The organism is Pseudomonas pisciculturae (assembly GCF_015461805.1).
Lineage (GTDB): Bacteria > Pseudomonadota > Gammaproteobacteria > Pseudomonadales > Pseudomonadaceae > Aquipseudomonas > Aquipseudomonas pisciculturae.
Genome location: NZ_JACVZE010000001.1, coordinates 52862 through 77488, shown reverse-complemented (window position 1 = coordinate 77488; position 24627 = coordinate 52862). Strand labels below are relative to the sequence as shown.

The 24627-nt window shown below is 59.4% G+C and carries 28 protein-coding genes and 1 tRNA gene; 23 read left to right on the top strand and 6 right to left on the bottom strand.

Annotated features, from left to right (window positions below; all coding sequences use genetic code 11):
* Window position 1 precedes the first annotated feature (1 nt).
* From ICY20_RS00395 to ICY20_RS00355, 9 genes are read left to right on the top strand one after another with little or no spacing between them, the layout of a single operon-like run.
* On the top strand, window positions 2-931 hold the full coding sequence (locus ICY20_RS00395; protein ID WP_159958915.1) for a MerR family transcriptional regulator: 930 nt from the start codon (window positions 2-4) through the stop codon (window positions 929-931).
* The gene (phrB, locus tag ICY20_RS00390) at window positions 932-2377 is read left to right on the top strand and encodes a deoxyribodipyrimidine photo-lyase (RefSeq protein WP_159958913.1); all 1446 of its coding nucleotides are present in this window, start codon (window positions 932-934) and stop codon (window positions 2375-2377) included.
* Complete coding sequence (locus ICY20_RS00385; RefSeq protein ID WP_159958911.1) at window positions 2370-2792, top strand: nuclear transport factor 2 family protein; 423 nt, start codon at window positions 2370-2372, stop codon at window positions 2790-2792. Before phrB ends, ICY20_RS00385 begins: the two co-directional genes overlap by 8 nt.
* Complete coding sequence (locus ICY20_RS00380) at window positions 2789-3571, top strand: SDR family NAD(P)-dependent oxidoreductase (RefSeq protein WP_194936717.1); 783 nt, start codon at window positions 2789-2791, stop codon at window positions 3569-3571. Before ICY20_RS00385 ends, ICY20_RS00380 begins: the two co-directional genes overlap by 4 nt.
* Window positions 3568-4815: an NAD(P)/FAD-dependent oxidoreductase gene (locus ICY20_RS00375; protein ID WP_194936716.1), complete on the top strand. Its 1248-nt coding sequence runs from the start codon at window positions 3568-3570 to the stop codon at window positions 4813-4815. The genes ICY20_RS00380 and ICY20_RS00375 overlap by 4 nt, the downstream gene beginning before the upstream one ends.
* The gene (locus ICY20_RS00370) at window positions 4812-5621 is read left to right on the top strand and encodes a DUF1365 domain-containing protein (protein ID WP_194936715.1); all 810 of its coding nucleotides are present in this window, start codon (window positions 4812-4814) and stop codon (window positions 5619-5621) included. The genes ICY20_RS00375 and ICY20_RS00370 overlap by 4 nt, the downstream gene beginning before the upstream one ends.
* Window positions 5608-6879, top strand: coding sequence for an SAM-dependent methyltransferase (locus ICY20_RS00365; RefSeq protein ID WP_159958903.1), 1272 nt, complete (start codon window positions 5608-5610; stop codon window positions 6877-6879). The genes ICY20_RS00370 and ICY20_RS00365 overlap by 14 nt, the downstream gene beginning before the upstream one ends.
* Window positions 6872-7363: a DUF2878 domain-containing protein gene (locus ICY20_RS00360; RefSeq protein ID WP_159958901.1), complete on the top strand. Its 492-nt coding sequence runs from the start codon at window positions 6872-6874 to the stop codon at window positions 7361-7363. Before ICY20_RS00365 ends, ICY20_RS00360 begins: the two co-directional genes overlap by 8 nt.
* A gap of 54 nt (window positions 7364-7417) precedes the next feature.
* Window positions 7418-7723 (top strand): YkgJ family cysteine cluster protein, encoded by a 306-nt coding sequence (locus ICY20_RS00355; RefSeq protein WP_071491045.1) that lies wholly within the window; start codon window positions 7418-7420, stop codon window positions 7721-7723.
* Window positions 7724-7846: 123 nt separating this feature from the next.
* On the opposite strand, the gene ICY20_RS00350 is transcribed toward ICY20_RS00355, so the two are convergent.
* The 6 genes from ICY20_RS00350 to hemA all read right to left on the bottom strand — a co-directional run bounded on the left by ICY20_RS00350 (window position 7847) and on the right by hemA (window position 13213).
* The gene (locus ICY20_RS00350; protein WP_159958899.1) at window positions 7847-8365 is read right to left on the bottom strand and encodes an acyloxyacyl hydrolase; all 519 of its coding nucleotides are present in this window, start codon (window positions 8363-8365) and stop codon (window positions 7847-7849) included.
* Between the two features lie 112 nt (window positions 8366-8477).
* Entirely contained in the window at window positions 8478-9272 is a 795-nt protein-coding gene (gene murI, locus ICY20_RS00345; RefSeq protein WP_159958897.1) for a glutamate racemase, read from the bottom strand.
* Complete coding sequence (gene moeB / locus ICY20_RS00340) at window positions 9265-10020, bottom strand: molybdopterin-synthase adenylyltransferase MoeB (RefSeq protein ID WP_159958895.1); 756 nt, start codon at window positions 10018-10020, stop codon at window positions 9265-9267. Before moeB ends, murI begins: the two co-directional genes overlap by 8 nt.
* The gene (gene prmC / locus ICY20_RS00335; RefSeq protein WP_159958893.1) at window positions 10014-10844 is read right to left on the bottom strand and encodes a peptide chain release factor N(5)-glutamine methyltransferase; all 831 of its coding nucleotides are present in this window, start codon (window positions 10842-10844) and stop codon (window positions 10014-10016) included. The genes moeB and prmC overlap by 7 nt, the downstream gene beginning before the upstream one ends.
* Window positions 10845-11927: a peptide chain release factor 1 gene (prfA, locus tag ICY20_RS00330; protein ID WP_159958891.1), complete on the bottom strand. Its 1083-nt coding sequence runs from the start codon at window positions 11925-11927 to the stop codon at window positions 10845-10847.
* Entirely contained in the window at window positions 11924-13213 is a 1290-nt protein-coding gene (hemA, locus tag ICY20_RS00325) for a glutamyl-tRNA reductase (RefSeq protein WP_159958889.1), read from the bottom strand. Before hemA ends, prfA begins: the two co-directional genes overlap by 4 nt.
* Window positions 13214-13395: 182 nt before the next feature.
* Here hemA and ICY20_RS00320 point away from each other — a divergent pair, with 182 nt between their 5' ends.
* From ICY20_RS00320 to sctL, 14 genes are all read left to right on the top strand, one after another.
* The gene (locus ICY20_RS00320; RefSeq protein WP_159958887.1) at window positions 13396-15120 is read left to right on the top strand and encodes a tetratricopeptide repeat protein; all 1725 of its coding nucleotides are present in this window, start codon (window positions 13396-13398) and stop codon (window positions 15118-15120) included.
* Window positions 15121-15124: 4 nt separating this feature from the next.
* Window positions 15125-15742, top strand: a complete 618-nt coding sequence (gene lolB / locus ICY20_RS00315; protein WP_159958885.1) for a lipoprotein insertase outer membrane protein LolB — start codon at window positions 15125-15127, stop codon at window positions 15740-15742.
* Window positions 15743-15791: 49 nt separating this feature from the next.
* Window positions 15792-16595 carry a 4-(cytidine 5'-diphospho)-2-C-methyl-D-erythritol kinase gene (gene ispE, locus ICY20_RS00310; RefSeq protein ID WP_200846388.1) on the top strand — a complete coding sequence of 268 codons (804 nt, stop codon included), beginning with the start codon at window positions 15792-15794 and terminating at the stop codon, window positions 16593-16595.
* A gap of 37 nt (window positions 16596-16632) precedes the next feature.
* Window positions 16633-16707: transfer RNA gene (locus ICY20_RS00305), tRNA-Gln, on the top strand.
* A 45-nt stretch (window positions 16708-16752) separates the two neighbouring features.
* Window positions 16753-17694, top strand: coding sequence for a ribose-phosphate pyrophosphokinase (locus ICY20_RS00300; protein WP_003208392.1), 942 nt, complete (start codon window positions 16753-16755; stop codon window positions 17692-17694).
* Window positions 17695-17832: 138 nt separating this feature from the next.
* Window positions 17833-18432, top strand: a complete 600-nt coding sequence (locus ICY20_RS00295) for a 50S ribosomal protein L25/general stress protein Ctc (protein WP_159958881.1) — start codon at window positions 17833-17835, stop codon at window positions 18430-18432.
* A gap of 167 nt (window positions 18433-18599) precedes the next feature.
* A complete protein-coding gene (gene pth / locus ICY20_RS00290) occupies window positions 18600-19184 on the top strand; it encodes an aminoacyl-tRNA hydrolase (protein WP_159958879.1) in 585 nt (194 codons plus the stop codon).
* 21 nt (window positions 19185-19205) lie between these two features.
* Window positions 19206-20306, top strand: coding sequence for a redox-regulated ATPase YchF (gene ychF / locus ICY20_RS00285; RefSeq protein WP_017529916.1), 1101 nt, complete (start codon window positions 19206-19208; stop codon window positions 20304-20306).
* Window positions 20307-20641: 335 nt separating this feature from the next.
* Entirely contained in the window at window positions 20642-21559 is a 918-nt protein-coding gene (locus tag ICY20_RS00280; RefSeq protein ID WP_159959020.1) for a sigma 54-interacting transcriptional regulator, read from the top strand.
* 456 nt (window positions 21560-22015) lie between these two features.
* On the top strand, window positions 22016-22189 hold the full coding sequence (locus ICY20_RS00275; RefSeq protein WP_159958877.1) for a hypothetical protein: 174 nt from the start codon (window positions 22016-22018) through the stop codon (window positions 22187-22189).
* Window positions 22190-22277: 88 nt separating this feature from the next.
* Entirely contained in the window at window positions 22278-22640 is a 363-nt protein-coding gene (locus ICY20_RS00270) for a hypothetical protein (RefSeq protein ID WP_194936714.1), read from the top strand.
* A gap of 4 nt (window positions 22641-22644) precedes the next feature.
* Window positions 22645-23430 carry a type III secretion system inner membrane ring lipoprotein SctJ gene (sctJ, locus tag ICY20_RS00265; RefSeq protein ID WP_159958873.1) on the top strand — a complete coding sequence of 262 codons (786 nt, stop codon included), beginning with the start codon at window positions 22645-22647 and terminating at the stop codon, window positions 23428-23430.
* Window positions 23423-23971 (top strand): hypothetical protein, encoded by a 549-nt coding sequence (locus ICY20_RS00260; RefSeq protein ID WP_200846379.1) that lies wholly within the window; start codon window positions 23423-23425, stop codon window positions 23969-23971. Before sctJ ends, ICY20_RS00260 begins: the two co-directional genes overlap by 8 nt.
* Window positions 23972-23982: 11 nt before the next feature.
* Entirely contained in the window at window positions 23983-24594 is a 612-nt protein-coding gene (sctL, locus tag ICY20_RS00255; protein WP_194936713.1) for a type III secretion system stator protein SctL, read from the top strand.
* Window positions 24595-24627: the final 33 nt, after the last annotated feature.

Sequence of the window (24627 nt, the reverse complement as noted above, 5' to 3'; positions counted from 1 at the left end):
GATGACCCCTGCCCTGCTGGAAGAACCCGGCGAAGACCTCGCCCAAGCCCTTGAAGAAGGCTGGCTGCCGATTCGCGAAGTGGCGCGCCAGACCGGCGTCAACGCCGTGACGCTGCGCGCCTGGGAGCGCCGCTATGGCCTGATCGTGCCGCAGCGCACGCCCAAGGGCCATCGCCTGTTCAGTGCCGAACACGTGCAACGCATCCACACCATCCTCACCTGGCTCAATCGCGGCGTGCCGGTCAGCCAGGTCAAAGGCCTGATCGACTCCGCCCAACCGATTCCCGATGCCGTCGAAAATGAATGGCACGCCCTGCGCCAGACCCTGGTGAACGCCATCAGCGAACTGGCCGAACGCCGGGTCGACGATGCCTTCAACCAGGCCATGGCGCTGTACCCGCCGCGCACTTTGTGCGAGCAACTCATGCTGCCGCTGCTCAACGACCTCGAACAGCGCTGGCAAGGCCAGTTTGGCGCGCAGATGGAACGGGTGTTTTTCCTGTCATGGCTGCGCAGCAAGTTTGGCGCGCGCATCTACCACAACAATCGCCAACTCCACGGCGCGCCGCTGCTGCTGGTCAACCATTCCGACCTGCCCCTTGAGCCGCACCTGTGGCTCAGCGCCTGGCTGGCCAGCAGTGCCGACTGCCCGGTGGAAGTGTTCGATTGGCCGCTGCCAGCCGGCGAACTGGCCTTGGCAGTGGAACACCTGAAACCGCGTGCCGTGCTGCTGTATTCCAGCAAAGCCCTCCACTTGTCGGCACTCACAAAACTTCTGAGCGGTGTGGGTTGCCCAACGTTAATTGCCGGACCAACGGTGTGCATCCATCAGGACGAGTTCTCGGTATTAACCCGTGACACCCCGCAATTGTTCGTGGCCGAAGACCCGTTGTCGGCCCATCAGCTACTGATCCAGCGTGGAATCGTTTAAATGCATCTGATCTGGCTGCGCACCGACCTGCGCCTACACGACAACACCGCCCTGACCGCCGCGAGCCAGCGGGGTCCGATGGCGGCTGTGTACCTGATCACACCCGAGCAGTGGCGGGCCCACGACGATGCGCCGTGCAAAGTGGACTTCTGGTTGCGCAACCTGCAACACCTGAGCAAGGCGTTGGCTGAACTGAATGTTCCACTGCTGATCCGCACTGCCCCGACCTGGAACAATGCGCCCGCCGTGTTGAGCCAACTGTGCCGCGAACTGTCGGTGGAGTCGGTGCACGTCAACGAAGAATACGGCATCCACGAAAGCCGTCGTGACGCAGCGGTGTCCAAAGCGCTGGAAGCCGACGGCGTGACCTTCCATAGCTACTTGGATCAATTGTTTTTCCAGCCCGGCAGCGTGCTGACCAAAACCGACACCTACTTCAAGGTGTTCAGCCAGTTTCGCAAGGTCTGCTACACCCGCTTGCACAGCAGCCTGCCGCGCTTGGTGGCAGCGCCGAAAGCGCAGGCTGCGATCAAGCTTAAAAGCGATCCCATCCCGCACACCGTTGATGGCTTTGAGCCCCCTAGCGAAACCCTGCGCGCCCTGTGGCCTGCCGGTGAAGACGAAGCGCGGCGTCGCCTCGATACCTTTGCCGATCAGCAGATCAGCTACTACAAGGACGAGCGCGACTTCCCGGCCAAACCCGGCACCAGCCAGCTCTCAGCGTATCTCGCGGCGGGCGTGGTTTCGCCACGCCAGTGCCTGCATGCCGCGCTGCAAACCAACCAGGGCGAGTTCGAAAGTGGCGACATGGGCGCCATCACCTGGATCAACGAGCTGCTGTGGCGAGAGTTCTACAAACACATTCTGGTGGGCTACCCACGGGTGTCGCGCCACCGTGCGTTCCGCCCTGAAACCGAAGCCGTGGCGTGGCGCAACGCCCCCAAGGACCTGGCCGCCTGGCAGGAGGCGCGCACCGGCCTACCGATCATCGACGCCGCCATGCGCCAGTTGCTCGAAACCGGCTGGATGCACAACCGCCTGCGCATGGTGGTGGCGATGTTCCTGACCAAGAACCTGTTGATCGACTGGCGTGAGGGCGAGCGTTTCTTTATGCGCCACCTGATCGACGGCGACCTGGCGGCCAACAACGGCGGCTGGCAGTGGAGCTCGTCCACCGGTACCGATTCGGCGCCGTATTTCCGGATTTTCAGCCCGTTGAGCCAGTCGGAAAAATTCGATGGTGAAGGCGTGTTTATCAAACGCTGGCTGCCAGAGCTGGCCGCACTGAACAAAAAAGAAGTCCACAACCCCGAAGCTGTCGGCGGCCTGTTCGGCGTAGCGGATTACCCGCGCTCGATTGTCGACCTGAAGAAATCCCGCGAGCGTGCCCTGGCAGCCTTCCGCAGCCTGCCGTCACGGGAAGCGGCCGGAGGTGAACATGAGTGACTTCTTGCAGCGCTTCGCCCAGGCCTTTGCCACGCTGGACAAGCACAACTTGCACCTGCTCGACAGCCTCTACAGCAAAGACATCGCGTTTACCGACCCGCTGCATGAGGTGCACGGGCTCACCGCCCTGCACAGTTATTTCGCAGAGCTCTACAGCAATGTCACCCAGCTGCGCTTCGACTTCCACGGGTTTGATCAAGTGGCCGAGGGCGAGGGTTACCTGCGCTGGAAGATGAGCTTTTGCCACCCGCGCCTGGCCGGCGGCAAGGTTATCCGGGTGGAAGGCTGCTCGCACTTGCTATGGCGCGACAAGGTCTACCGCCATCGCGACTATTTCGATGCCGGCGCCATGCTCTATGAACACCTGCCCGTGCTGGGCGGCGTCGTCGGCTGGCTGAAAAGGAGAGTGGGATGAACACAGTGTCTCCCCGTCGTTATTGGTTGACCGGTGCCAGCAGTGGCATTGGTGCCGCACTGGCGATCGAGCTGCTTGAAAGCGGCGCACACGTTGCCGTCAGCTCACGCTCAAGAGCCCCGCTGGACACCCTGGCCGAACACTATCCAGGGCAAGTCCTGGTGGTGGCTGGCGATTTGACCAACAGCCAGACGGTACGTGAAATCGGTGAACAGATCGCGACCGAATGGGGGGCGCTGGACACCGTGATCCTCAACGCGGGCACCTGCGAATATGTGGACGCCAAGCAATTTGACGCCTCCATCATCGAACACGTGGTGCGCACCAACCTGCTGGCCAGCAGTTACTGCATCGAAGCCGCCCTGCCGCTTTTGCGCGCGGGCCACACGCCGCACTTGGTCGGCGTCGCAAGCGCGGTGACCTACCTGCCGATGCCCCGCGCCGAGGCCTACGGCGCATCGAAGGCGGGCCTGCGTTACCTGTTCGAATCCCTGCGCATCAGCCTGTCGACAGAAAATATCGACGTGACGGTGATCAGCCCAGGCTTTGTCGACACGCCACTGACCGAGCGCAACGACTTTCCCATGCCACTGAGCTGGCCGGCAGATAAAGCCGCTAAACATATCTTTGCCAAGCTGCATAAACGCCCACTTGAAATCGCCTTTCCGGCGCTGTTTATCGCCACCCTGTGGCCTCTGTCGAAGCTGCCCGCCCGTGCGCAACTGATCATCGGCAAGCGCATGCTGCGCAGCCCACCGCCGAAAAAGGACGACCTGTGAAGATCGCCATTATCGGCAGCGGCATTGCCGGGCTTACCAGTGCCTATCTGCTCAGTCGCCAGCACGAGATCACCGTGTTTGAAGCGGGCGACCGCATCGGCGGGCATACCCATACGGTCAATGTGACCGTCGAGGGCAAAAGCTATGCGGTGGACACGGGTTTTATCGTGTTCAACGACTGGACCTACCCCAACTTCATCCGCTTGCTGGGGCAGATCGGGGTGACGTTTAAACCCACCGAAATGAGTTTTTCGGTGTGCGATGAAAACTCTGGCCTTGAGTACAACGGCAATAACCTCAACAGCCTGTTTGCCCAGCGGCGCAACATCCTGTCGCCGGGGTTCTGGGGGATGTTGCGTGACATTCTGCGCTTCAACCGCCAGGCGCCGCTGGACCTGCAAGAGCAGCGCATCAGCGCCGACATGACCTTGGGCGACTACCTCGCGGCGGGCGGTTACGGCGAGCGGTTTATCCGGCATTACATCGTGCCGATGGGCGCGGCGATCTGGTCGATGTCCCTGGCCGACATGCTGGGCTTTCCGTTGCAGTTCTTTGTGCGCTTCTTCAAGAACCACGGCCTGCTCTCGGTGAGTAATCGCCCGCAGTGGTGCGTGATCGAGGGCGGCTCCAGCCGCTACATCGAACCGCTGACCCACAGCTTTCGCGAGCAGATTCGCCTCAATTGCCCTGTGGATAAAGTTGAGCGCACCGACGACAGCGTGGTTATCCACAGCGCCATGGGCGCAGAGACCTTCGACCGCGTGGTGTTCGCCTGCCACAGCGACCAGGCCCTGGCCTTGCTCGCCGACCCGACCCAGGCCGAACACGAGATCCTCGGCGCTATGCCCTACGCCGATAACGACGTGGTGCTACACACCGACACCCGCCTGTTGCCCGACCGTAAACTGGCCTGGGCGAGCTGGAATTACCGGCTCAGCGGCAATGCGCAGGCCCAGGCGGCCGTGACCTACGACATGAACATCCTGCAAGGCATCGACAGCGCCACCACGTTTTGCGTCAGCCTTAACCAAACATCAGCAATCAACCCGCTCAAAGTGTTGGCCCGCTACACCTACGCTCACCCGCAATACAGCCTGGCGGCGGTAGCAGCCCAAGGGCGCTGGGAAGAAGTCTCTGGCGTGCGCAACACCTTTTACTGCGGCGCCTACTGGGCCAACGGTTTTCACGAAGACGGCGTGGTCAGCGCTCTGCGCGTCGCCCAAGCCTTTGGGGAAAGCCTGTGAACAGCGCCCTGTACAGCGGCTGGATTGCCCATCGCCGATTTACGCCCAAGGCCCACGCCTTTCGCTACCGCATCGGCCTGCTGTACCTGGATTTAAGCGAAGAACACCTCGTGCTGGGGCTCTCGCCCCTCGCCGGGCGCAGTCGTTTTGCGCCCTTCGGGTTTCGCCAGCAGGATTACCTGCGTGAATTGACGCGCACCGGCATGAGCTTGAGCGATGCCGTGCGCCAGGAAGTCGGCAAGGCCTTGGGGCGTACACCCCAGGGCGTTATCTGCCTGCTGACCCAGGCCCGCAGTTGGGGCCTGGCTTTTAACCCCGTGAGTTTCTTCTACTGCTTCGAGGCCGATGGGCAACTGGCTGCGATCCTGTGTGAAGTGACCAACACCCCATGGCGCGAGCGCTACCACTACGTGCTTCCCGCCCAGGCGCTGGATGCCGATGAACACCAGCATTTCGCCGTGGCCAAGGCGTTTCATGTGTCGCCGTTTTTGCCTCGCGACCTGGAATACCGCATGAGCTTCAGCCCACCCGCCGCCCGTCTCGGCGTGCATATGGCCGACTGGCAGGGTGCGCAAAAAGTCTTCGATGCCACCTTGAGCCTTGAAAAAGAAGCACTGAATCGCGCCAGCCTGCATCGCTACCTGTGGCGCTTTCCGTGGATGACCGCCAAGACCTGCCTCGCGATTTACTGGCAGGCGCTTCGCCTGTTACTCAAACGCACACCGATTTTTTCCCACCAGGCCGCCGATGGCGTCTCCAGCACTGCAGTCGGGTATACCAAGGATCGCCGCCATGAAAACCCCTAGCTTATCGGTCAAGGCCAACCGCCTGAACGTCAACGGCATGACCACTGCACTGCTGCGCAAGGCGGTGCTGCGTCAACTCGGCCAGCTTCGCCACGGTCAACTGGTGGTGATCGAGGACGGCGAGCGCCGGGTGTTTGGCGCACGGGAAGCGCAGTTGCTGGGAGAAATCCAGATTCTCGACCCGGCAGTGTGGGGGATGGTGGCGGCCAATGGTTCCATCGGCGCCGGCGAGGCGTATATTCACGGTTACTGGAGCAGCCCGGACCTGACCACCGTAGTGCGCGTGATGGTCAGTAACCTCGACGTACTCGACGCGATGGAAGGCGGCCTGGCGCGCGTGGCACGCCCCATCACCAGAGGCCTGCACTGGCTGAACCGCAATACGCGCAAAGGCTCGCAGAAAAACATCGCCGCCCACTACGACCTGGGCAATGACCTGTTCGAAGAATTCCTCGACCCCACCATGATGTATTCGGCGGCGCAATTTCTGACCCCCGACGACACGCTGGAACAGGCGCAATTGAACAAACTGGAGCGCATCTGCCAGAAACTCGCGCTCAAGCCCGACGATCACCTGCTGGAAATCGGCACCGGCTGGGGCAGCATGGCGCTGTATGCAGCGCAGCACTATGGGTGCAAGGTCACCACTACAACCCTGTCGAAAGAGCAGTTCGCCTACACCGAAAAACGCATCGAGGCGCTGGGCTTGAAGGGCCAGGTGACGCTGCTATTGCAGGACTACCGCGACCTCACCGGCTACTACGACAAGCTGGTGTCTATCGAGATGATCGAAGCGGTGGGCCATCGCTTCCTGCCCACCTACTTCAAGCAATGCGCGCAGTTGCTCAAGAGCGATGGCCTGATGCTGCTGCAAGCCATCACCATTCGTGACCAGCGCTACGAGCAGGCCAAGCACAACGTCGATTTTATCCAGCGGTATATCTTCCCCGGCGGCGCCCTGCCCTGCATGCAGAAGATGCTGGAGATCGTCAGCCGCGACACCGACATGAACCTGATGCACATGGAGGATTTCGGCCTGCATTACGCACGCACCCTGCGCCTGTGGCATGAGAACTTTCGCCGAGCCCATGGCCGCCTTGGGGAGTTGGGCTACGACGAGTACTTCCTGCGTTTGTGGGAGTTTTACCTGTGCTACTGCGAGGGTGGGTTTATGGAGCGCACCATTGGCACCGCGCAATTACTGCTGGCCAAACCGGCCGCCCTCAACCCGCCGCTGCTCGGGCGCTTCAATGCTTAAACCACTGGCCAACGCCGTGCTGTTCCAGTGCGGCTGGTTTGCCTGTGTGTTGGGGGGCAATAGCCCATGGCTGTTGGTGGGTGTCGCCGTGCTGGCCATCCACCTGCTGTGGGTAAGTGCCTGGTCCAAGGAGGGGCAGGTGATCCTCGCCATCACCTTGTTGGGGACGGTGATCGACACGTCGTTGCGTACGTTTGGTGTGTTTCATTTCAGCATGCCGGGGCCGCTGATTCCGATGTGGCTGATACTGCTGTGGGCGGTGCTGGCGACGACGCTGCGCCATTGCCTGGCCTGGAGCGCCCAGCCCTGGTGGCGCGCCAGCCTGTTGGGCGCCGTAGGCGGGCCGCTGTCGTATTACGCGGGCAGCCAGTTGGCGGGTGTGAGTTTCGGCTATGCCACGACGCCGACCTTGATCGGCCTGAGCGTGCTCTGGGCCCTGCTGTTTCCCCTGCTGCACTGGATCGCCGACCAACTTGGGCACTGACGCCCGTCAGCGCAACCATACGCACATCACCGGCTTGCCTTACACTGCGCGCCTATGACCAACATCCCCCATACCCAAATCGCCGAACCCGCCGTCACCTGCTCGACGTGCGCGGCCTGCTGCTGCCAGCTGGAAGTGATGCTGATCACCGACACCGGCGTGCCAGAGCGTTACATCGACACCGACGATTGGGGCGGCGAAGTCATGCTGCGCCTGGACGACGGCTGGTGCGCGGCGCTGGATCGGGACACGATGATGTGCACGATCTATGAGCGACGCCCGTTGATTTGCCGGGAGTTCGAGATGGGCGCGCCGGAGTGCCTGGAAGAACGGCAGGGGATTGCCACTGCTTACCGCTGATTCCAAGAGAGTAGAGATCCAAATGTGGGAGGGGGCTTGCCCCCGATGGCGGTGTATCAGTACCAGATGGGCTAACTGACACTCAGCTATCGGGGGCAAGCCCCCTCCCACATTGGAGAAGGGCTATAGCGCCAGGGTGTAGTGCAGCGAGTAGCTTTCTACCCCGTCGTTATTGCTGCTGATGCCGGCGTTGGAGTAGTGCATCGCACGAATCCCCACTTCATGCCCACCGGCAAAGCGCAGGCCGACACCCAAGCGGTCTTCGAACTGGAAGGCCTGGCCGATGTTGTTGTCTTCAAGCTTGGTGCGGGAAAATACTGCCACGCCAATCCCTGCCTCGATGTAGGGCTTGACCCTCTCACCGGCAAATTCATACACAAACACAGGCGAGAACGACAGGCTGCTGGCACTGGCGCGCTTGTCACCGTCCCAATAGGTGTAGGCGCCGCTCCAGTAACCGGTCAATCGGCCGGTATCGCTCTGCCACCAGCTTTTGTCCCAATCCGATGTCAGCCCCAGCCGATAGGTCATGGTCGAATCACTGGTGCTCCCCACACCCAATTCCAGGCCGGCGGCCTGGGCCAAAACAGAGTGTCCTACTACGACGGCCGCAATCGCAGCCAAACAGAACAAGCGCTTCATAAGAAACATCCTTGCCGAACGAAGTTATAGGGTTTTGTACAAGCTAACTCGCTATAGAAGCTGGCAAATAGTCAGAAGTTCCAGCTAATAACACCGGTATTTCACGAATTTTTCACGCACCGAAACTTCGCACGACGCCGGGATACTTCCATAGCGTCGGCAGGATATTGCTTAGGTGACACACATCGCCGCTGGTCCAGAACTGGGCGGGTTCAGCCTCGCCGGCGGCCAACAGGTCGCGCTCGCCCAGCAGCCGCTTGAGCTGGCGAGCCACGGCGGCGCCGGTGTCGATGAGGATGATGCTGGGGGGCAGCATCTGCGCCAGGAGCGGCTTGAGAAAGGGGTAATGGGTGCAGCCGAGGATGATGGTGTCGCAACCGGCGCTGAGCAGCGGTTCGATATAGCCCTGCAACATCACGCGTAGGGCCGGGCTGTTCAGATCGCCGGTTTCAATCAGCTCCACCAGCCCTGGGCACGGCTGGGTGATCACCCGCACATCGGTGGCAAAACGGTCGAGCAGGGCTGCGAACTTGGCGCTTTGCAGGGTGCCGGTGGTGGCGAGCACGCCGACTACACCACTGCGGGTGGCAGCGGCGGCGGGTTTAACGGCGGGCTCCATGCCCACCAACGGCCACTCTGGGAAATCCTGGCGTAAATCAGCAACGGCCGCGACGGTCGCCGTGTTGCAGGCGATCACAAACGCCTTGGCGCCCTTTTCGCGGAAAAACCCGGCGACTTGCCGCGAACGCTCAAGGATAAACGCCGGACTTTTCTCGCCATAAGGGATATGCCCGCAATCGGCCACATACAGCAGCGATTCGTGGGGCAGCAATTGCTGGATTTCATCCAGCACCGACAAGCCGCCAACGCCGGAATCGAACACACCGATGGGCGCGTCCTTAACCATGCAAGGGCCCGCACACACTGCAACCGGGGTCGCGCTTGACGCGCAATTCGCGAAAACGTGTGGTCAAGGCATCGATCAGCAACAAACGGCCCACCAACGGCTCACCGAAACCGGCCAGTAGCTTCAAGGCTTCCAAGGCTTGCAAGCTGCCGACAACGCCCACCAGCGGGCCGACCACGCCGGCTTCGCTGCAGGTGAGTTCGGTGTCGCTGCCATGGCCGTATAAACAGTGGTAACACGGGCTCTCGGCGCGACGCGGATCAAATACCGACAGTTGCCCTTCAAGACGAATCGCCGCGCCGCTGATCAACGGTTTGCCAGCAGCCACACAGGCCGCGTTGACGGCTTCGCGGGTGGAGAAGTTGTCGCTGCAATCGAGTACCACGTCCACCGCCGCTACCGCCGCCGCGAGCGAATCGGCATCCAGCGCGGTGCGATGGGCAATCAGTTGGATCTCGGGGTTGATCGCGGTAAGGCGGCGCAGAGCCGAATCGACCTTGGTCTGCCCGACGCTGTCGGTGTCATGGATGATCTGGCGTTGCAGGTTGGTGAGGTCGACGGTGTCGAAATCTGCCAGGTGCAACGCGCCGACGCCTGCCGCCGCCAGATACAACGCCACCGGCGCGCCCAGGCCACCGAGGCCGATGATCAGGGCGCGGCCGTTCTTCAGGCGCAATTGGCCATCGATGTCGACATGCTGCAACAGAATCTGTCGGCTATAGCGCAACAGCTCCTGATCGGTCAGCACGGCCGGCGCCCCAGGGTGATGCGTTCGTGGCCGCCGAGGTCGATGCGGCTGTGAACCTCTTCGAAACCTTCTTTCAGTAAGAGCTCACGCACGGCCGGCGCCTGGTCGTAACCGTGTTCGAGCAGCAGCCAGCCACCGACCTTCAAATGGGCCGGCGCCTCTTTGATGATGTGGCGCAGGTCGTCCAGGCCATCCTGCCCCGCCACCAGCGCGCTGGCCGGTTCGAAGCGTACATCGCCGGCCGCCAGGTGTGGGTCGTTGGCGGCAATGTACGGCGGGTTGCTGATGATCAGGTCGTAGGTACGGCCTTGCAGGGCGCTGAACCAGTGGCTGCTGAGTACCGTGGCGTTGTTCAGGTGCAGGCGCTGGCGATTGCGCTCGGCCAGGGCAACAGCTTCCAGTACTCGGTCGACGGCGGTGACCTTCCAGGCTGGGCGCTCGCTGGCCAGCGCCAAGGCGATAGCACCGCTGCCGGTGCCAAGGTCAAGCACCTGGGTGGGCGTGGCCGGCAATAATTCCAGCGCGGCTTCCACCAGCAATTCGGTGTCTGGGCGCGGAATCAACGTGTGAGGCGCGACCTCCAGGTCGAGCTTCCAGAAGCCCTGCTGGCCAAGGATATACGCCACCGGCTCACCGCCACGGCGGCGTTGCAGGTAGCTGGCAAAGGTCAGCGCGTCTTCGCTGGTAACGATCTTTTCCGGCCAGGTGTGCAGGTAACTGCGGGACTTGCCCAAAGCCGCCGCCAGTAGAAGCTCGGCATCCAGGCGCGCAGTGGGCGAGTCGGGCAGGTCGGCGGCGCGCAGCAGGCTGGCGATGATGGTCATTTATTCACCTATCGCCGCTAACTGATCGGCCTGGTATTCGGCGAGCAACGGCTCGATCACCGCGTCGACGCCACCGGCAAGGATTTCGTCCAGGGAATACAGGGTGAGGTTGACCCGGTGGTCGGTCACCCGGCCCTGGGCAAAGTTATAAGTACGGATGCGTTCGGAGCGGTCGCCCGAGCCCACCAGCAACTTGCGCTCGCTGGCAATCGCGTTGGCGGCGGCGCTGGTCTGCTGGTCGTTGAGCTTGGCCGACAGCCAGGACATGGCCCGCGCACGGTTCTTGTGCTGGGAGCGTTCTTCCTGGCACTCCACCACAATGCCCGACGGCAAGTGGGTGATACGGATAGCGGAGTCGGTCTTGTTAACGTGCTGACCGCCAGCGCCCGACGAACGGTAGGTGTCGACCCGCAAGTCGGCCGGGTTGATCTCGATGGCTTCCTGCTCGTCCGGCTCGGGCAACACGGCCACGGTGCAGGCGGAGGTGTGGATGCGACCCTGGGATTCGGTGGCGGGAACCCGCTGTACGCGATGCGCGCCAGACTCGAACTTCAGCTTGCCGTAGACGTTGTCGCCTTCAACCCGCGCAATGACTTCTTTATAGCCGCCATGCTCGCCTTCGTTCTCAGAGAGGATCTCCACCCGCCAGCCACGACGCTCGGCGTAACGCGAATACATGCGGAACAGGTCGCCAGAGAAGATCGCCGCCTCATCACCGCCGGTGCCTGCGCGGATTTCGAGGAACACGTTGCGCCCGTCGTTCGGGTCTTTGGGCAGCAACATGCGTTGCAGGTCGCCTTCCAGCGCGACGAGTTTATCTTTGGCTTCGCGGACTTCTTCCACGGCCATTTCGCGCATGTCCGGGTCGCTGTCCTTGAGCAGCGCCTGAGCGCCTTCGAGGTCGGCCTGGGTTTTCAGCCATTGGCCATAGGTGGTCACAATCGGCTCAACTTCCGCGTATTCCTTGGAATAAGTGCGGAACTTGGTCTGATCGGAGATGACTTCGCCATCGCCAAGCAAGGCGGTCAGTTCTTCGAAACGGTCCTGGAGCACGTCCAGTTTATTGAGCAGTGACGCTTTCATTGCGGTTTTTTATCCGAAGAGCTTTCTGACGCGCCCTCACCGAGGGCAAAGAGTTCCTGGGCCATGGCCAGCGCATCGAGGCGGCCTTCGGCGGTAAGCTTTTTTAATTGTACGCTGGGTGCGTGCAGCAGTTTGTTGGTGAGGCCGCGGGCCAGTTGCATCAGCACGTCTTCGGCGCTGCTGCCGTTGGCCAATAACCGCTGGGCCTTGATCAACTCTTCGTCGCGCAGGCGTTCGCCCTGCTGACGATACGCCTTGAGCACATCCACCGCCGCCAGCTCACGCAGGCGCACCATGAAATCTTCGGCGCCGGTGCTGACCATTTCCTCGGCGGCCTGGGCAGCGCCCTGGCGGCTCTTGAGGTTTTCGGCCACCACTTCGTGCAGGTCGTCGACGCTATAGAGGTAAACGTCGTCCAACTCGCCGACTTCGGGCTCGATATCCCGGGGAACGGCGATATCCACCATGAAAATCGGCTTGTGCTTGCGCAGTTTCAACGCGCTTTCCACCGCACCTTTGCCGAGGATCGGCAATTGGCTGGCGGTGGAGCTGATGACGATATCGCTGCGCACCAGTTCGGCCGGGATATCCGCCAGCAGCACGGCGTGGGCACCGAACTGTTCGGCGAGGATGCTCGCGCGCTCCAGGGTACGGTTGGCGACGACGATACGCTTGACCCCCAGGTCGTGCAGGTGGCGGGCGACCAGAGTGATGGTCTCGCCGGCGCCGATCAACAAGGCCTGGCTGCGCTGCAAGTCACTGAAAATCTGCTTGGCCAGGCTGACGGCGGCAAACGCCACCGACACCGGGTTTTCACCGATGGCCGTATCGGTGCGCACCTGCTTGGCCGAATTGAACGTGGCCTGGAACAAGCGCCCCAGCAGCGGGCCAACGGTGCCGGCTTCACGCGCAACGGCGTAGGCGGACTTCATCTGACCGAGAATCTGCGGTTCACCCAACACCAGCGAATCGAGACCGGACGCCACACGCATCATGTGACGAACTGCCGCATCCTCTTCGTGCACATAAGCGCACGCACGCAGCTCGTTGAGGCTCAAATGGTGATAATCGGCCAGCCAGCGCAGTACGACATCCGCTGAAAGATGTTCCTGCTCTATATAAAGCTCGCTGCGATTGCAGGTCGAAAGGATCGCAGCTTCGCGGCTGTCGGTGAGCCGGCAGAGCTGCTGCAAGGCCTCAACCAACTGCTCAGGCGTAAACGCCACGCGCTCGCGCACGTCTACAGAGGCAGTCTTGTGGTTAATACCGAGTGCGAGGAAGGCCATTCAATATCGCTGATGATGTCGGGAAGCCGACAATTGTCCTACTTCGAAAGATTCAGAACAACCACCGTAAGCTATTGTCCTAATGCCTTGTGTCTATAAAGGCGCCAACTGAGACTCGGTTATGTTTGGCCGAAGGCTTGTGTCATGATGATCCGACCGCAGGTTAGTCGTCCTCTTCCTATATGAATAGATCCTCCGCGTTGCTCCTTGCTCTTGTTTTCCTCAGCGGCTGCCAGGCTATGGCCCCCGTGTCGCCGGACGGTACGCCGCCGGTGGAAGACAACACTCCCGCCCCTGAAAAGCCCAAGGTTTATTCCTCGTTCAGTGAAGAAACGGTGTTCAGCCTGCTCAGTGCAGAGCTGGCCGGCCAGCGCAATCGTTTCGATATTGCCCTGGATAACTACGTGACCCAGGCCATCAACACCCAGGACCCGGGGATTTCCGAGCGGGCGTTTCGCATCGCCGAGTACCTGGGGGCCGACCAGGCCGCGCTGGACACGTCGCTGATTTGGGCGAAAAACGCGCCGGACGACCTCGAAGCGCAGCGTGCGGCGGCCATTCAACTGGCCCGTGCCGGGCGCTATGACGACTCCATGGTCTATATGGAGAAGGTTTTGCAGGGCAAGGGCGACACCCATTTCGACTTCCTCGCGCTGTCGGCCGCCGACACCGATCAGGACACCCGCAATGGCCTGATGAAGAGTTTTGATCGCCTGCTGCAAAAGCACCCCAAGAACAGCCAGCTGATTTTCGGCAAGGCGCTGCTGCTGCAACAGGACGATGAAGCGGATGCCGCGCTCAAGTTGCTGGAGCAGAACCCGCCGGAAGAAGGCGAAATCGCGCCGATCCTGCTGCGCGCCCGCCTGCTGCAAAACCTCAATCGCGGCAAGGAAGCGATCCCGCTGCTGGAAAAAAGCATCAAGAAGTACCCGGAAGACAAACGCCTGCGCCTCACCTATGCGCGCATGTTGGTAGAGCAGGACCGCATGGAGGACGCCAAAGTGCAGTTCGCCAACCTGGTCCAGCAATACCCGGACGACGACGAACTGCGTTACTCCCTGGCGCTGGTGTGCCTGGAAGCCAAGGCCTGGGACGAGGCCAAGGGTTACCTTGAAGAGCTGATCCAGCGCGAAAGCCATGTGGACTCGGCGCACCTGAACCTGGGCCGCATTGCTGAAGAGAAAAACGACCCGCAGGCCGCCCTGCTCGAATACGCCCAGGTCGGCCCCGGCAATGACTACCTGCCAGCCCAATTGCGCCAGGCCGATATCCTGATGAGCAACGGCCGCACCGATGAGGCAGAAAAGCGCCTGACGGCGGCGCGGGACGCTGAACCGGATTACGCGATCCAGCTTTACCTGATTCAGGCCGAGACCTTGTCGGCCAACAATCAGGGCGAGCGCGCCTGGAAATTGCTGCAACAAGCCTTGTTGCAATTCCCCGACGATTTGAACCTGCTCTACACCCGCGCCATGCAGGCGGAAAAACGCAATGACCTGGCGCAGATGGAAAAAGACCTGCGCCTGATCATCAAGCGCGACCCGGATAACGCCATGGCCCTCAATGCCTTGGGCTACACCTTGTCTGACCGCACCACGCGCTATGACGAAGCCAAGGTATTGATCGAACAAGCCCACAAGCTCAACCCGGAAGACCCCGCTGTACTCGACAGTCTGGGCTGGGTGAATTACCGCCTGGGCAACCTGGACGAAGCCGAGCGCTTGCTGCGCCAGGCACTGGAACGCTTCCCCGACCAGGAAGTCGCCGCCCACCTGGGTGAAGTGCTGTGGGCCAATGGCAAGCAGCGCGAAGCGCGACAAATCTGGGAAAAATTCCTCAAGGAACAACCCGAAAGCCCCATCCTGCGCGGCACCATCAAGCGCCTGACCGGTTCCGAGACCCTTTAAGCTTATGTTCTTGCGCCACGTTGTAGTGTTCAGTCTTATCGCCCTGCTCGCCGGTTGTGCGGGCTTCGGTGCCCGTGAATCCGTTGAAGGCCAGGGCAACCCGGCGCAATGGAAACAGCACAAGGACCAGCTCAGCAGCATCGACGGCTGGCAGATCGAAGGCAAAGTGGGAGTACGCGCGCCGAAAGATTCCGGCAGCGGCACCTTGTTCTGGCTGCAACGCCAGGACTACTACGACATTCGCCTCTCTGGCCCGCTGGGGCGCGGCGCGGCGCGCCTGACCGGTCGACCTGGGCAAGTGAGCCTGGAAGTGGCCAATCAGGGCCGCTACGAGGCGACCTCCCCGGAAGCGCTGCTGGAAGAACAGATCGGCTGGAAACTGCCGGTATCCCACCTTGTGTGGTGGGTGCGCGGCTTGCCAGCGCCCGACAGCAAAAGTCGCCTGGGCCTCAACGGTGACAGCCGCCTGGCCACCCTTGAGCAGGATGGCTGGCAGGTCGAGTATTTGAGCTACGTAGAACAAAGCGGTTATTGGCTGCCCGAGCGCATCAAGCTGCATGGCACCGACCTTGACGTCACGCTGGTGATCAAGGACTGGCAACCTCGCAAGTTGGGGCAATAACGTGACCGTAGAACGCCTGACCCTGCCCTCCCCCGCAAAGCTCAATTTGATGCTGCACATTCTGGGTCGCCGTGAAGACGGCTACCACGAGTTGCAGACGCTGTTTCAATTTCTCGATTACGGCGATGAGCTGACCTTCGCCGTACGTGACGATGGCGTGATCAAGCTGCACACCGAATTCGAAGGCGTGCCCCACGACAGCAACCTGATCGTGAAGGCGGCGAAAAAACTTCAGGAACAATCCGCAAGTTCGCTCGGCATCGACATCTGGATCGATAAAATCCTGCCCATGGGCGGTGGTATCGGTGGCGGCAGCTCAAATGCCGCCACCACACTGCTGGGTCTGAATCACTTGTGGCAGCTGGGTTGGGACCATGATCGCCTCGCAGCGCTGGGCCTTACACTAGGCGCTGATGTGCCGGTTTTCGTACGCGGACACGCCGCTTTTGCTGAGGGTGTCGGCGAAATATTGACCCCTGTAGAGCCCGAAGAGCCGTGGTATGTCGTGCTTGTGCCGCAAGTATCTGTAAGTACAGCAGAAATTTTTTCAGATCCGTTGTTGACACGTAACTCTGATCCCATTAAAGTGCGCCCCGTTCCCAAGGGAAACAGTCGAAATGACTGCTTACCGGTTGTAGCAAGGCGTTATCCAGAGGTACGTAACGCTTTGAATTTGTTAGGTAATTTTACCGAAGCAAAATTAACCGGAACTGGAAGTTGTGTGTTTGGGGGCTTCCCAAGCAAAGCTGAAGCTGATAAAGTCTCGGCCCTTCTTACAGAGACCCTTACAGGGTTTGTAGCAAAGGGAAGCAACGTTTCGATGTTGCATCGCAAGCTGCAAAGTCTGCTCTAAAAGGAACCGAGTGTTAGGCACTCGTTGCAACAGATACAGGGGCGTCGCCAAGCGGTAAGGCAGCAGGTTTTGATCCTGCCATGCGTTGGTTCGAATCCAGCCGCCCCTGCCATTTTCTATACTCATCCAGGTTACCCTCAGCCTCTAGGTACTGCGCGTGTCCAAGATGATGGTCTTTACGGGGAATGCTAACCCCGATCTGGCTCGGCGTGTTGTACGTCAGCTGCATATCCCTCTCGGTGACATCTCTGTCGGTAAATTCTCCGACGGCGAAATTACAGCCGAGATCAATGAAAACGTCCGCGGTAAAGACGTCTTCATTATTCAGCCGACTTGCGCTCCGACCAACGATAACCTGATGGAACTCGTCGTGATGGCTGATGCCTTCCGCCGCTCCTCAGCGACTCGAATCACAGCTGTAATCCCTTACTTTGGTTATGCCCGTCAGGATCGCCGTCCGCGTTCTGCACGTGTGGCTATCAGCGCGAAAGTCGTCGCTGACATGCTGACCGTGGTAGGTATCGATCGTGTTCTCACGGTTGACCTGCACGCTGACCAAATCCAGGGGTTCTTCGATATTCCAGTAGATAACATCTACGGTTCGCCAGTATTGGTGGATGACATCGAAGACCAGCGCTTTGAAAACCTGATGATCGTGTCCCCGGACATTGGTGGCGTCGTGCGTGCACGGGCCGTTGCCAAATCCCTGGGCGTGGACCTCGGGATCATCGACAAACGCCGTGAGAAAGCCAATCACTCTGAAGTGATGCATATCATCGGTGATGTCGAAGGGCGTACCTGTATTCTGGTTGATGACATGGTCGACACTGCCGGCACCCTGTGCCACGCAGCGAAAGCCTTGAAAGAGCACGGTGCAGCAAAAGTCTTCGCCTACTGCACACACCCTGTGCTGTCGGGCCGAGCGATCGAGAACATCGAGAACTCCATGCTGGACGAACTGGTGGTGACTAACACCATCCCGTTGTCCGCAGCAGCTCAAGCCTGTTCGCGTATCCGTCAACTGGATATCGCACCGGTAGTTGCCGAGGCGGTTCGCCGCATCAGCAATGAAGAATCGATCAGCGCGATGTTCCGTTAAGGGTCAAACCTTCGGTACACCTCACTGACGAAAAGCGCCCCGCCCCAGCATTGTGTTGGGGCGGGGCTTTTTTGCCCATATCGCCTTTAGCGCTGGTCGCAAACGCTGGGGCGAATGTGGTTATTTTGGAGATACAACATGAACGATTTTACTCTGAATGCTGAAGCGCGTTCCGACCTGGGGAAAGGTGCGAGCCGCCGCCTGCGTCGTCTCGCAAGCCTGGTTCCAGCTGTAGTTTACGGTGGCGAAAAAGCCCCTGAATCCATCAGCATGCTGGCCAAAGAAATCGCCAAACTGCTCGAAAACGATGCTGCCTACAGCCACGTTATCGAACTGAACGTTGGCGGCAAGAAGCAGAACGTAATCATCAAAGCTCTGCAACGTCACCCGTCCAAGGGTCACGTACTGCACGCTGACTTCGTACGCGTCGTAGCTGGCCAGAAACTGACCGCTATCGTGCCTGTGCACTTTGTTGGTGAAGAAGCTCCGGTTAAGAAAGGCGGCGAGATCTCGCACGTCCTGAACGAAATCGAAGTAACTTGCCTGCCGAAAGATCTGCCTGAGTTCATCGAAGTCGACCTGTCGGCTCTGGAAATCGGCGCAATCGTTCACCTGTCCGACCTCAAAGCGCCTAAAGGCGTTGAGTTCGTTGCACTGGCTCACGGTGATGACAAAGCTGTTGCAAACGTACACGCTCCACGCGTTGCTCCAGAAGCTGAAGAAGGCGCTGCAGAGTAATTCACTCTGTATTGCCGGAGCTTGAGGAAACATCGCGGACCGAAACGTAGCGAGAAAGCGGGCGATAACGCGGCGTTTACTCTTGAGTAAATGATGTAGTGTTGTCCACTTTCGCCGCACTCAAGGTCGGCGATGTTATCCACAACTCCAAAGGAAGGGCCCCTGTCGTGACTGCCATTAAACTGATCGTTGGCCTGGGAAATCCAGGCGCCGAATACGAACAGACCCGGCATAACGCGGGGGCCCTTTTTGTTGAGCGTATCGCCCACGCGCAGAATGTAAACCTTGTGGCCGATCGCAAATATTTTGGCCTGACCGGGCGCTTCTCGCATCAGGGTCAGGATGTTCGTCTGCTGATTCCCACCACCTACATGAACCGCAGCGGCCAGGCTGTCGCGGCGCTTGCGGGTTTCTTCCGGATCAAACCCGAAGAAATCCTGGTGGCCCATGACGAACTGGACCTGCCACCCGGCGTTGCCAAGCTTAAGCTGGGCGGCGGGCATGGCGGGCACAACGGCCTGCGCGACATCATTGCGCAGTTGGGTAATCAGAATAATTTCTACCGTCTGCGGCTCGGCATTGGCCACCCAGGCGTTGCCAGTATGGTTTCAAATTTCGTCCTGGGTCGTGCGCCACGCGCCGAACAGGAAAAACTCGATGCCAGCATCGACTTTGCCCTCGGCGTGCTGCCGGATATCTTCGCCGGTGAATGGAACCGCGCGATGAAAAACCTGCACAGCCAGAAGGCCTGACTCTTACCGAGGGGAAACACCATGGGATTCAATTGCGGCATCGTCGGCCTGCCCAACGTCGGCAAATCCACCCTGTTCAACGCCCTGACCAAGTCCGGTATTGCGGCGGAGAACTTCCCCTTCTGCACCATCGAGCCCAACAGCGGTATCGTGCCGATGCCGGACCCACGTCTGGACGCCCTGGCAGCCATCGTCAATCCAAAGCGCATCCTGCCGACCACCATGGAATTCGTCGACATCGCCGGCCTGGTTGCCGGTGCTTCGAAAGGTGAAGGCCTGGGTAACAAATTTTTGGCCAACATCCGTGAAACCGATGCCATTGCCCACGTGGTCCGCTGCTTTGAAGACGAGAACGTGATTCACGTCTCCAACAGCGTCGACCCGAAACGCGACATCGAGATCATCGACCTGGAACTGATCTTCGCCGACCTCGACAGCTGCGAGAAGCAATTGCAGAAAGTCGCGCGCAACGCCAAAGGCGGCGACAAGGACGCAGTGGTCCAGAAAGGCCTGCTGGAACAGCTGATCGCACACTTCACCGAAGGCAAGCCTGCACGCAGCCTGATGAAGAACATGGGCGTTGACGAGAAGGCCGTGATCAAAGGCTTCCACCTGCTGACCACCAAGCCTGTGATGTACATCGCCAACGTGGCGGAAGATGGCTTCGAGAACAACCCGCTGCTGGACGTGGTCAAGGCTATCGCCGACGAAGAAGGCGCCATCGTGGTGCCGGTGTGCAACAAGATCGAAGCAGAAATTGCCGAGCTCGATGACGGCGAAGAAAAAGACATGTTCCTTGAGGCCTTGGGCCTGGAAGAACCTGGCCTGAACCGCGTGATCCGCGCCGGCTACGAAATGCTCAATCTGCAAACCTACTTCACTGCCGGTGTCGAAGAAGTACGTGCCTGGACCGTCAAGGTCGGCGCCACCGCGCCGCAGGCTGCTGGCGTGATCCACACCGACTTCGAAAAAGGCTTTATCCGCGCTGAAGTGATCGCCTATAACGACTTCATCCAGTTCAAGGGTGAAGCCGGTGCCAAGGAAGCCGGTAAATGGCGCCTGGAAGGCAAGGAATACATCGTTAAAGATGGCGACGTGATGCACTTCCGTTTCAACGTGTAAGCCTTACCGTAACAAAAAAAGCCGATGCCCAGCATCGGCTTTTTTGTGCGCACAGTTTTAATCATCGACACACCCGCATACACTGTTATGCAGCGTGCCAAACACACCTTTACCCCACTAAATAGCGCGCCCACCGAACGAATCAATCAACCTTTAAGAATCCCCTTACGCTGGATAGCGCATTTACGCCAAAGCATCGCTTGCACTTATTTAAAGTTCCACAACTGAGGTTCATGAGTCTAAAACCCTCGCTGCAAACACGATGACAATGTTGATGTTTTTCGCTTTACTTGGTGCACCCTCTGTAGTGACACTCGTAGTTGAGCGATAACAACATGTCGGCCCTTAATCAAAATATACCCATTACCGATATATCCTTTATCGATTGCCCCTCCATCGAATCTACTGTCAACAATACGGCACCGCTCAATATTGACGTGCTGTTACTCGGAGAAACCGGTACGGGCAAGGACACCTTGGCGCAACGGATACATTGCTTATCCGGGCGCAAAGGAAACTTCGTCGCGGTCAACTGTGCCGCCATACCGGAAACCCTTGCCGAAAGCCAATTGTTCGGCGTCAACAGCGGCGCCTATACCGGCGCGATGCAATCGCGGGCCGGCTTTGTAGAAGCGGCCCACTTGGGCACTTTGTACCTCGATGAAATCGACAGCATGCCGCTGCCGCTGCAAGCCAAATTGTTAAGGGTGTTGGAGTGCCGCGGCATTGAGCGCCTGGGCTCGACGCGGTTTATCCAGGTGGACATGCGCGTCATCGCCTCCGCCCAGCACTCCTTGCACGATATGGTGGAACGGGGGGCCTTTCGGCGTGATCTGTATTTTCGTCTCAATGTTGTCAGCATCCAGCTTCCCCCCTTGCGGGAGCGCCAGGAGCGCATCATTCCGTTGTTCCTCGACATGATCAAACATGAAGCCGACGCCTTTAAATGCCCGGTGTCGAAACCTGCCAGCACGCTGTTGCAGCAACTGCTCTGTCATCGCTGGCATGGCAATGTCCGCGAGCTTCGCTCCGCTGCCAAGCGCTTCGTGCTGGGTTTGCCCCCACTGCCCTTAAGCCCTGCGCCCCATACGGAAATGAACCTGAAGGCGCGCCTACAACACTTAGAGAAAGCCTTGATTGAAGAGTCACTGCATCGCCATGCCTATAAAGTCGACAGTGCGGCAGCAGAGCTTGGCGTCGCCAAGCGCACTCTCTACTACCGGATGAAACAACTGGATATATCACTTGAGTAGCTCATGTGGAACGCGACACAAAAAATACACAACATAGCTTACGTAACAAACTATCTACGTACCCCGAGATCAACAAACGACAGGAAACACCATGTGTATTAAGTCTATCTGCAACCTTATCAGCGCATTCACCCAGGCCAAACAAACCCATCGCCAGCAAGATAACTCCGAACAACAATGCTGCCACAAAAAGCCACCAGAGAGGCCCTGTTACGAAACAACCGAGAGCGCTAAAAAAATAAACTACGAATTCGCCCGCACCGCAATATACAGCCAATAACACTCACCTAAACTCAAAAAAGAAACACTTCCATACAAACACCTTATATACAGGTGGAACGCTCTTCACGCCCATCACCACGCACAAAACGAGCAGCGTCAAGACCGCTCACAACGCTGTCGACGCCTGACAAGCGCTATCAGCATTTCAATCGAGACTTACGCAAAGGTGACCCTATGTCTTCTATCAATTCTTCCGGCGGTTCCAATGTAAGCGCCGCTTCCCAGGCACAACTGGACCAAATCAATGCTGCCAAAGAAAAGCGTGTTGTTGAAGAGGCGGCAAAAACCGCAGAACAAGAGCTCACCACAGCCAAAGCGGGCCGTGTGAAATCTCTGCGATTCGCCTAAGTAAAGCCGGCCTCCTCGGCAGATCAGCTTGAGGAGGTCGTCACGGTCATCAGGCGCAACAACCGACACTTGTTCGAGGAAGGTTCATATGTACATCACCCACACAGGGCTTGCGGAAAACGGGGCCATCGCTACCCAGGCTCAAGTGCCTGCAGCAAACAACGGGACTTCCGACATCAATTTCTTTAACGCGCAACTGAACCCCACCGGCCAGCAAGTCAATGGCGTCGCGCCCTCCACGGCCACGAATCTCTTCAACGTAGGCGCCACTGAGTCTGCAGCAGCCAGGCGCGTAAAAAGAGGGATGCGTGACACGATGCTGAACAAGCAGACCAAGGAAGCCCATGCACTGCCCGAATCACTGGCGGCCGCGAATCTTGATGTGGTTGCACGGGTCAAGATGCTGGGTTTGCTGGTCAAAGGCGTCGACAAAATCGCCACCATGGGATAGCCGCATGCACCGCTATCTATCCATCACACTCTTGTGTTTATCGACGTTGATGCTGGCGGGCTGCAGTGAAAACGTAGAACTCCATCGCCAACTGTCGGAGCAGGAAGCCAACGAAGTGATTGCCGAGCTGGCCGATAAGCAGATCCGCGCCCAAAAGATTCCGGCAAAGGACGGCGTGGTTGTGCGTGTTCGGGCCAATGACATTGGCCGAGCTGTTCGCACGCTGGAGGCCGTCGGCCTGCCCAAGGTGGCCCGCTCCACCTTGGGGGATATCTTTCGCAAGGAAGGGGTGATTTCCACACCGCTGGAAGAGCGTGCACGCTACATCTACGCACTGTCCCAAGAGCTGGAAGCCACCTTGTCGAACATCGATGGCGTCATCGTTGCACGTGTGCACGTTGTGCTGCCTGAGCGGGTGGCGCCTGGCGAGCCAGTGCAACCGGCATCCGCCTCTGTGTTTATCAAGCATGATCCGCGGCTGGACCCGGACAACATCCAACCCCGCGTACGCAGAATGGTAGCCAGCAGCATCCCCGGCATGGCTTCAGCGATCGAGAACACACAGAAGCTGACTGTCGTTTTCGTGCCCGCAACCGCCTATCAAGAGCAACAACAGCTCACTTACCTCGGGCCATTTCTGATACCCGGGCAAGACCTTCGGTTTTGGCGCACCGCGCTTATGGCCCCCCTGATCGCGCTCGTACTGGGCGGCACTGCCTGGTTGTTCTGGCGCCGACGGTCCATGAACACCCCGGCGGTAGAGCCCGCAGTCGTGCACGTCAATGAGTAAAGACCTCACCTGGGTACGATGGTGGGCTTCCCCATGGGAAAGCGCTCACCACGACTGGCGCACGCAAAAGGGCTTTGTGCAAACAGCAGCGCTTTCACGCGCTCATCATCAACAGGTGAGCCGTTTATTCGAGATTGAGCCAGAACTTCCTCCTCACCCATCGGCCCCGGTATTGCAACTGGTGCTGTCCTGTAGCCAACAACAAGATCTCGCTCTTCTGTTAGTCAAAGAGGTATGCAGCCCCAGCCACGACAGCCGCTTGAATGAGGAGCTGCGCCTCTGGTGCCTGCGCCTGACCAAGGCACTTGCTCCCGACCCGATGCTGGTGTTTGTCGACGACCCGCTGCATTGCCTGCGCGCCTGGGTCTCACCTGCGATCTGGCAGCGGTTGCGCTTGAGCTTTGACCGTCACCGAGTGCTTGAGGTTGAAACACACCCAAGGCTGCTCAATACCCATGGCCGCTTGGACACTTTGTGGCAGGCCGCGCTTTGGCGAGCGACATCAACGACCTTCAATGAAACTCCACGCCTGCCCTCGTGAGAACACCCAGCATGTTTTGCGCCCAGAAAATCGAGCTGCATAGCGTCACCGACAAGCCACCGACCACTCTGATTCCTCGGGAAATGCTCGCCGACTACACACAGGCCCGTCAGCTGATCGAGCATGCCCGAGGGCAGGCACGCACGCTCATGCTCCAAGCCGAAGCCCAGTGCGAGCGTGTCCTGGAAAACGCGGGCACTCATTTCTGGCAACGTGCCAACACCCAGTTGCAACACTGGGAGTCGGAGCGCCGGGCGATGCACGACAGCTTGGAACAGGTGGCCACTTCAGTAATCAACATCGCCCTGCGAAGCCTCCTGGACGAGACGCCGCCCGCTCAACGCATCACGGCACTGCTCAACCAACTGTTGGAGGCTCAACTGCCGCCCATCAAAGCGACCCTACTGTGTCACCCACAAGACCGAGAAGCCGTCGAGCAATGGCTCGTACGCCTCGGTGATGTGCCCTGGGTGCTTCGCGTCGAGAACGAAGTCAGTGCCCAATCATTGATGCTCGAAACAGAAGATGGGGGCTTTCATATCAATTGGGTTGAGGCTGTTGAACATCTGATGCCCGATCCGTCCTGCCCCCCTCAAATAACGCCCCCCGTCGCTAAGCATTAACAAATGCGTCAGCCGATGGAACCCGTTACACAT

What these genes read in the sequence shown, in the direction of transcription:
- prfA (WP_159958891.1), bottom strand. Translation starts at nt 11,927, where the DNA reads ATGAAAGCGTCACTGCTCAATAAACTGGACGTGCTCCAGGACCGTTTC.
- ICY20_RS00380 (WP_194936717.1), top strand. Translation starts at nt 2,789, where the DNA reads ATGAACACAGTGTCTCCCCGTCGTTATTGGTTGACCGGTGCCAGCAGT.
- ICY20_RS00395 (WP_159958915.1), top strand. Translation starts at nt 2, where the DNA reads ATGACCCCTGCCCTGCTGGAAGAACCCGGCGAAGACCTCGCCCAAGCC.
- ICY20_RS00280 (WP_159959020.1), top strand. Translation starts at nt 20,642, where the DNA reads ATGTCGGCCCTTAATCAAAATATACCCATTACCGATATATCCTTTATC.
- ICY20_RS00360 (WP_159958901.1), top strand. Translation starts at nt 6,872, where the DNA reads ATGCTTAAACCACTGGCCAACGCCGTGCTGTTCCAGTGCGGCTGGTTT.
- sctJ (WP_159958873.1), top strand. Translation starts at nt 22,645, where the DNA reads ATGCACCGCTATCTATCCATCACACTCTTGTGTTTATCGACGTTGATG.
- ICY20_RS00355 (WP_071491045.1), top strand. Translation starts at nt 7,418, where the DNA reads ATGACCAACATCCCCCATACCCAAATCGCCGAACCCGCCGTCACCTGC.
- ICY20_RS00350 (WP_159958899.1), bottom strand. Translation starts at nt 8,365, where the DNA reads ATGAAGCGCTTGTTCTGTTTGGCTGCGATTGCGGCCGTCGTAGTAGGA.
- ICY20_RS00275 (WP_159958877.1), top strand. Translation starts at nt 22,016, where the DNA reads ATGTCTTCTATCAATTCTTCCGGCGGTTCCAATGTAAGCGCCGCTTCC.
- ICY20_RS00270 (WP_194936714.1), top strand. Translation starts at nt 22,278, where the DNA reads ATGTACATCACCCACACAGGGCTTGCGGAAAACGGGGCCATCGCTACC.
- ispE (WP_200846388.1), top strand. Translation starts at nt 15,792, where the DNA reads ATGCTGCACATTCTGGGTCGCCGTGAAGACGGCTACCACGAGTTGCAG.
- lolB (WP_159958885.1), top strand. Translation starts at nt 15,125, where the DNA reads ATGTTCTTGCGCCACGTTGTAGTGTTCAGTCTTATCGCCCTGCTCGCC.
- sctL (WP_194936713.1), top strand. Translation starts at nt 23,983, where the DNA reads ATGTTTTGCGCCCAGAAAATCGAGCTGCATAGCGTCACCGACAAGCCA.
- ICY20_RS00295 (WP_159958881.1), top strand. Translation starts at nt 17,833, where the DNA reads ATGAACGATTTTACTCTGAATGCTGAAGCGCGTTCCGACCTGGGGAAA.
- murI (WP_159958897.1), bottom strand. Translation starts at nt 9,272, where the DNA reads ATGGTTAAGGACGCGCCCATCGGTGTGTTCGATTCCGGCGTTGGCGGC.
- phrB (WP_159958913.1), top strand. Translation starts at nt 932, where the DNA reads ATGCATCTGATCTGGCTGCGCACCGACCTGCGCCTACACGACAACACC.
- hemA (WP_159958889.1), bottom strand. Translation starts at nt 13,213, where the DNA reads ATGGCCTTCCTCGCACTCGGTATTAACCACAAGACTGCCTCTGTAGAC.
- ICY20_RS00365 (WP_159958903.1), top strand. Translation starts at nt 5,608, where the DNA reads ATGAAAACCCCTAGCTTATCGGTCAAGGCCAACCGCCTGAACGTCAAC.
- prmC (WP_159958893.1), bottom strand. Translation starts at nt 10,844, where the DNA reads ATGACCATCATCGCCAGCCTGCTGCGCGCCGCCGACCTGCCCGACTCG.
- ICY20_RS00260 (WP_200846379.1), top strand. Translation starts at nt 23,423, where the DNA reads ATGAGTAAAGACCTCACCTGGGTACGATGGTGGGCTTCCCCATGGGAA.
- ychF (WP_017529916.1), top strand. Translation starts at nt 19,206, where the DNA reads ATGGGATTCAATTGCGGCATCGTCGGCCTGCCCAACGTCGGCAAATCC.
- ICY20_RS00385 (WP_159958911.1), top strand. Translation starts at nt 2,370, where the DNA reads ATGAGTGACTTCTTGCAGCGCTTCGCCCAGGCCTTTGCCACGCTGGAC.
- ICY20_RS00320 (WP_159958887.1), top strand. Translation starts at nt 13,396, where the DNA reads ATGAATAGATCCTCCGCGTTGCTCCTTGCTCTTGTTTTCCTCAGCGGC.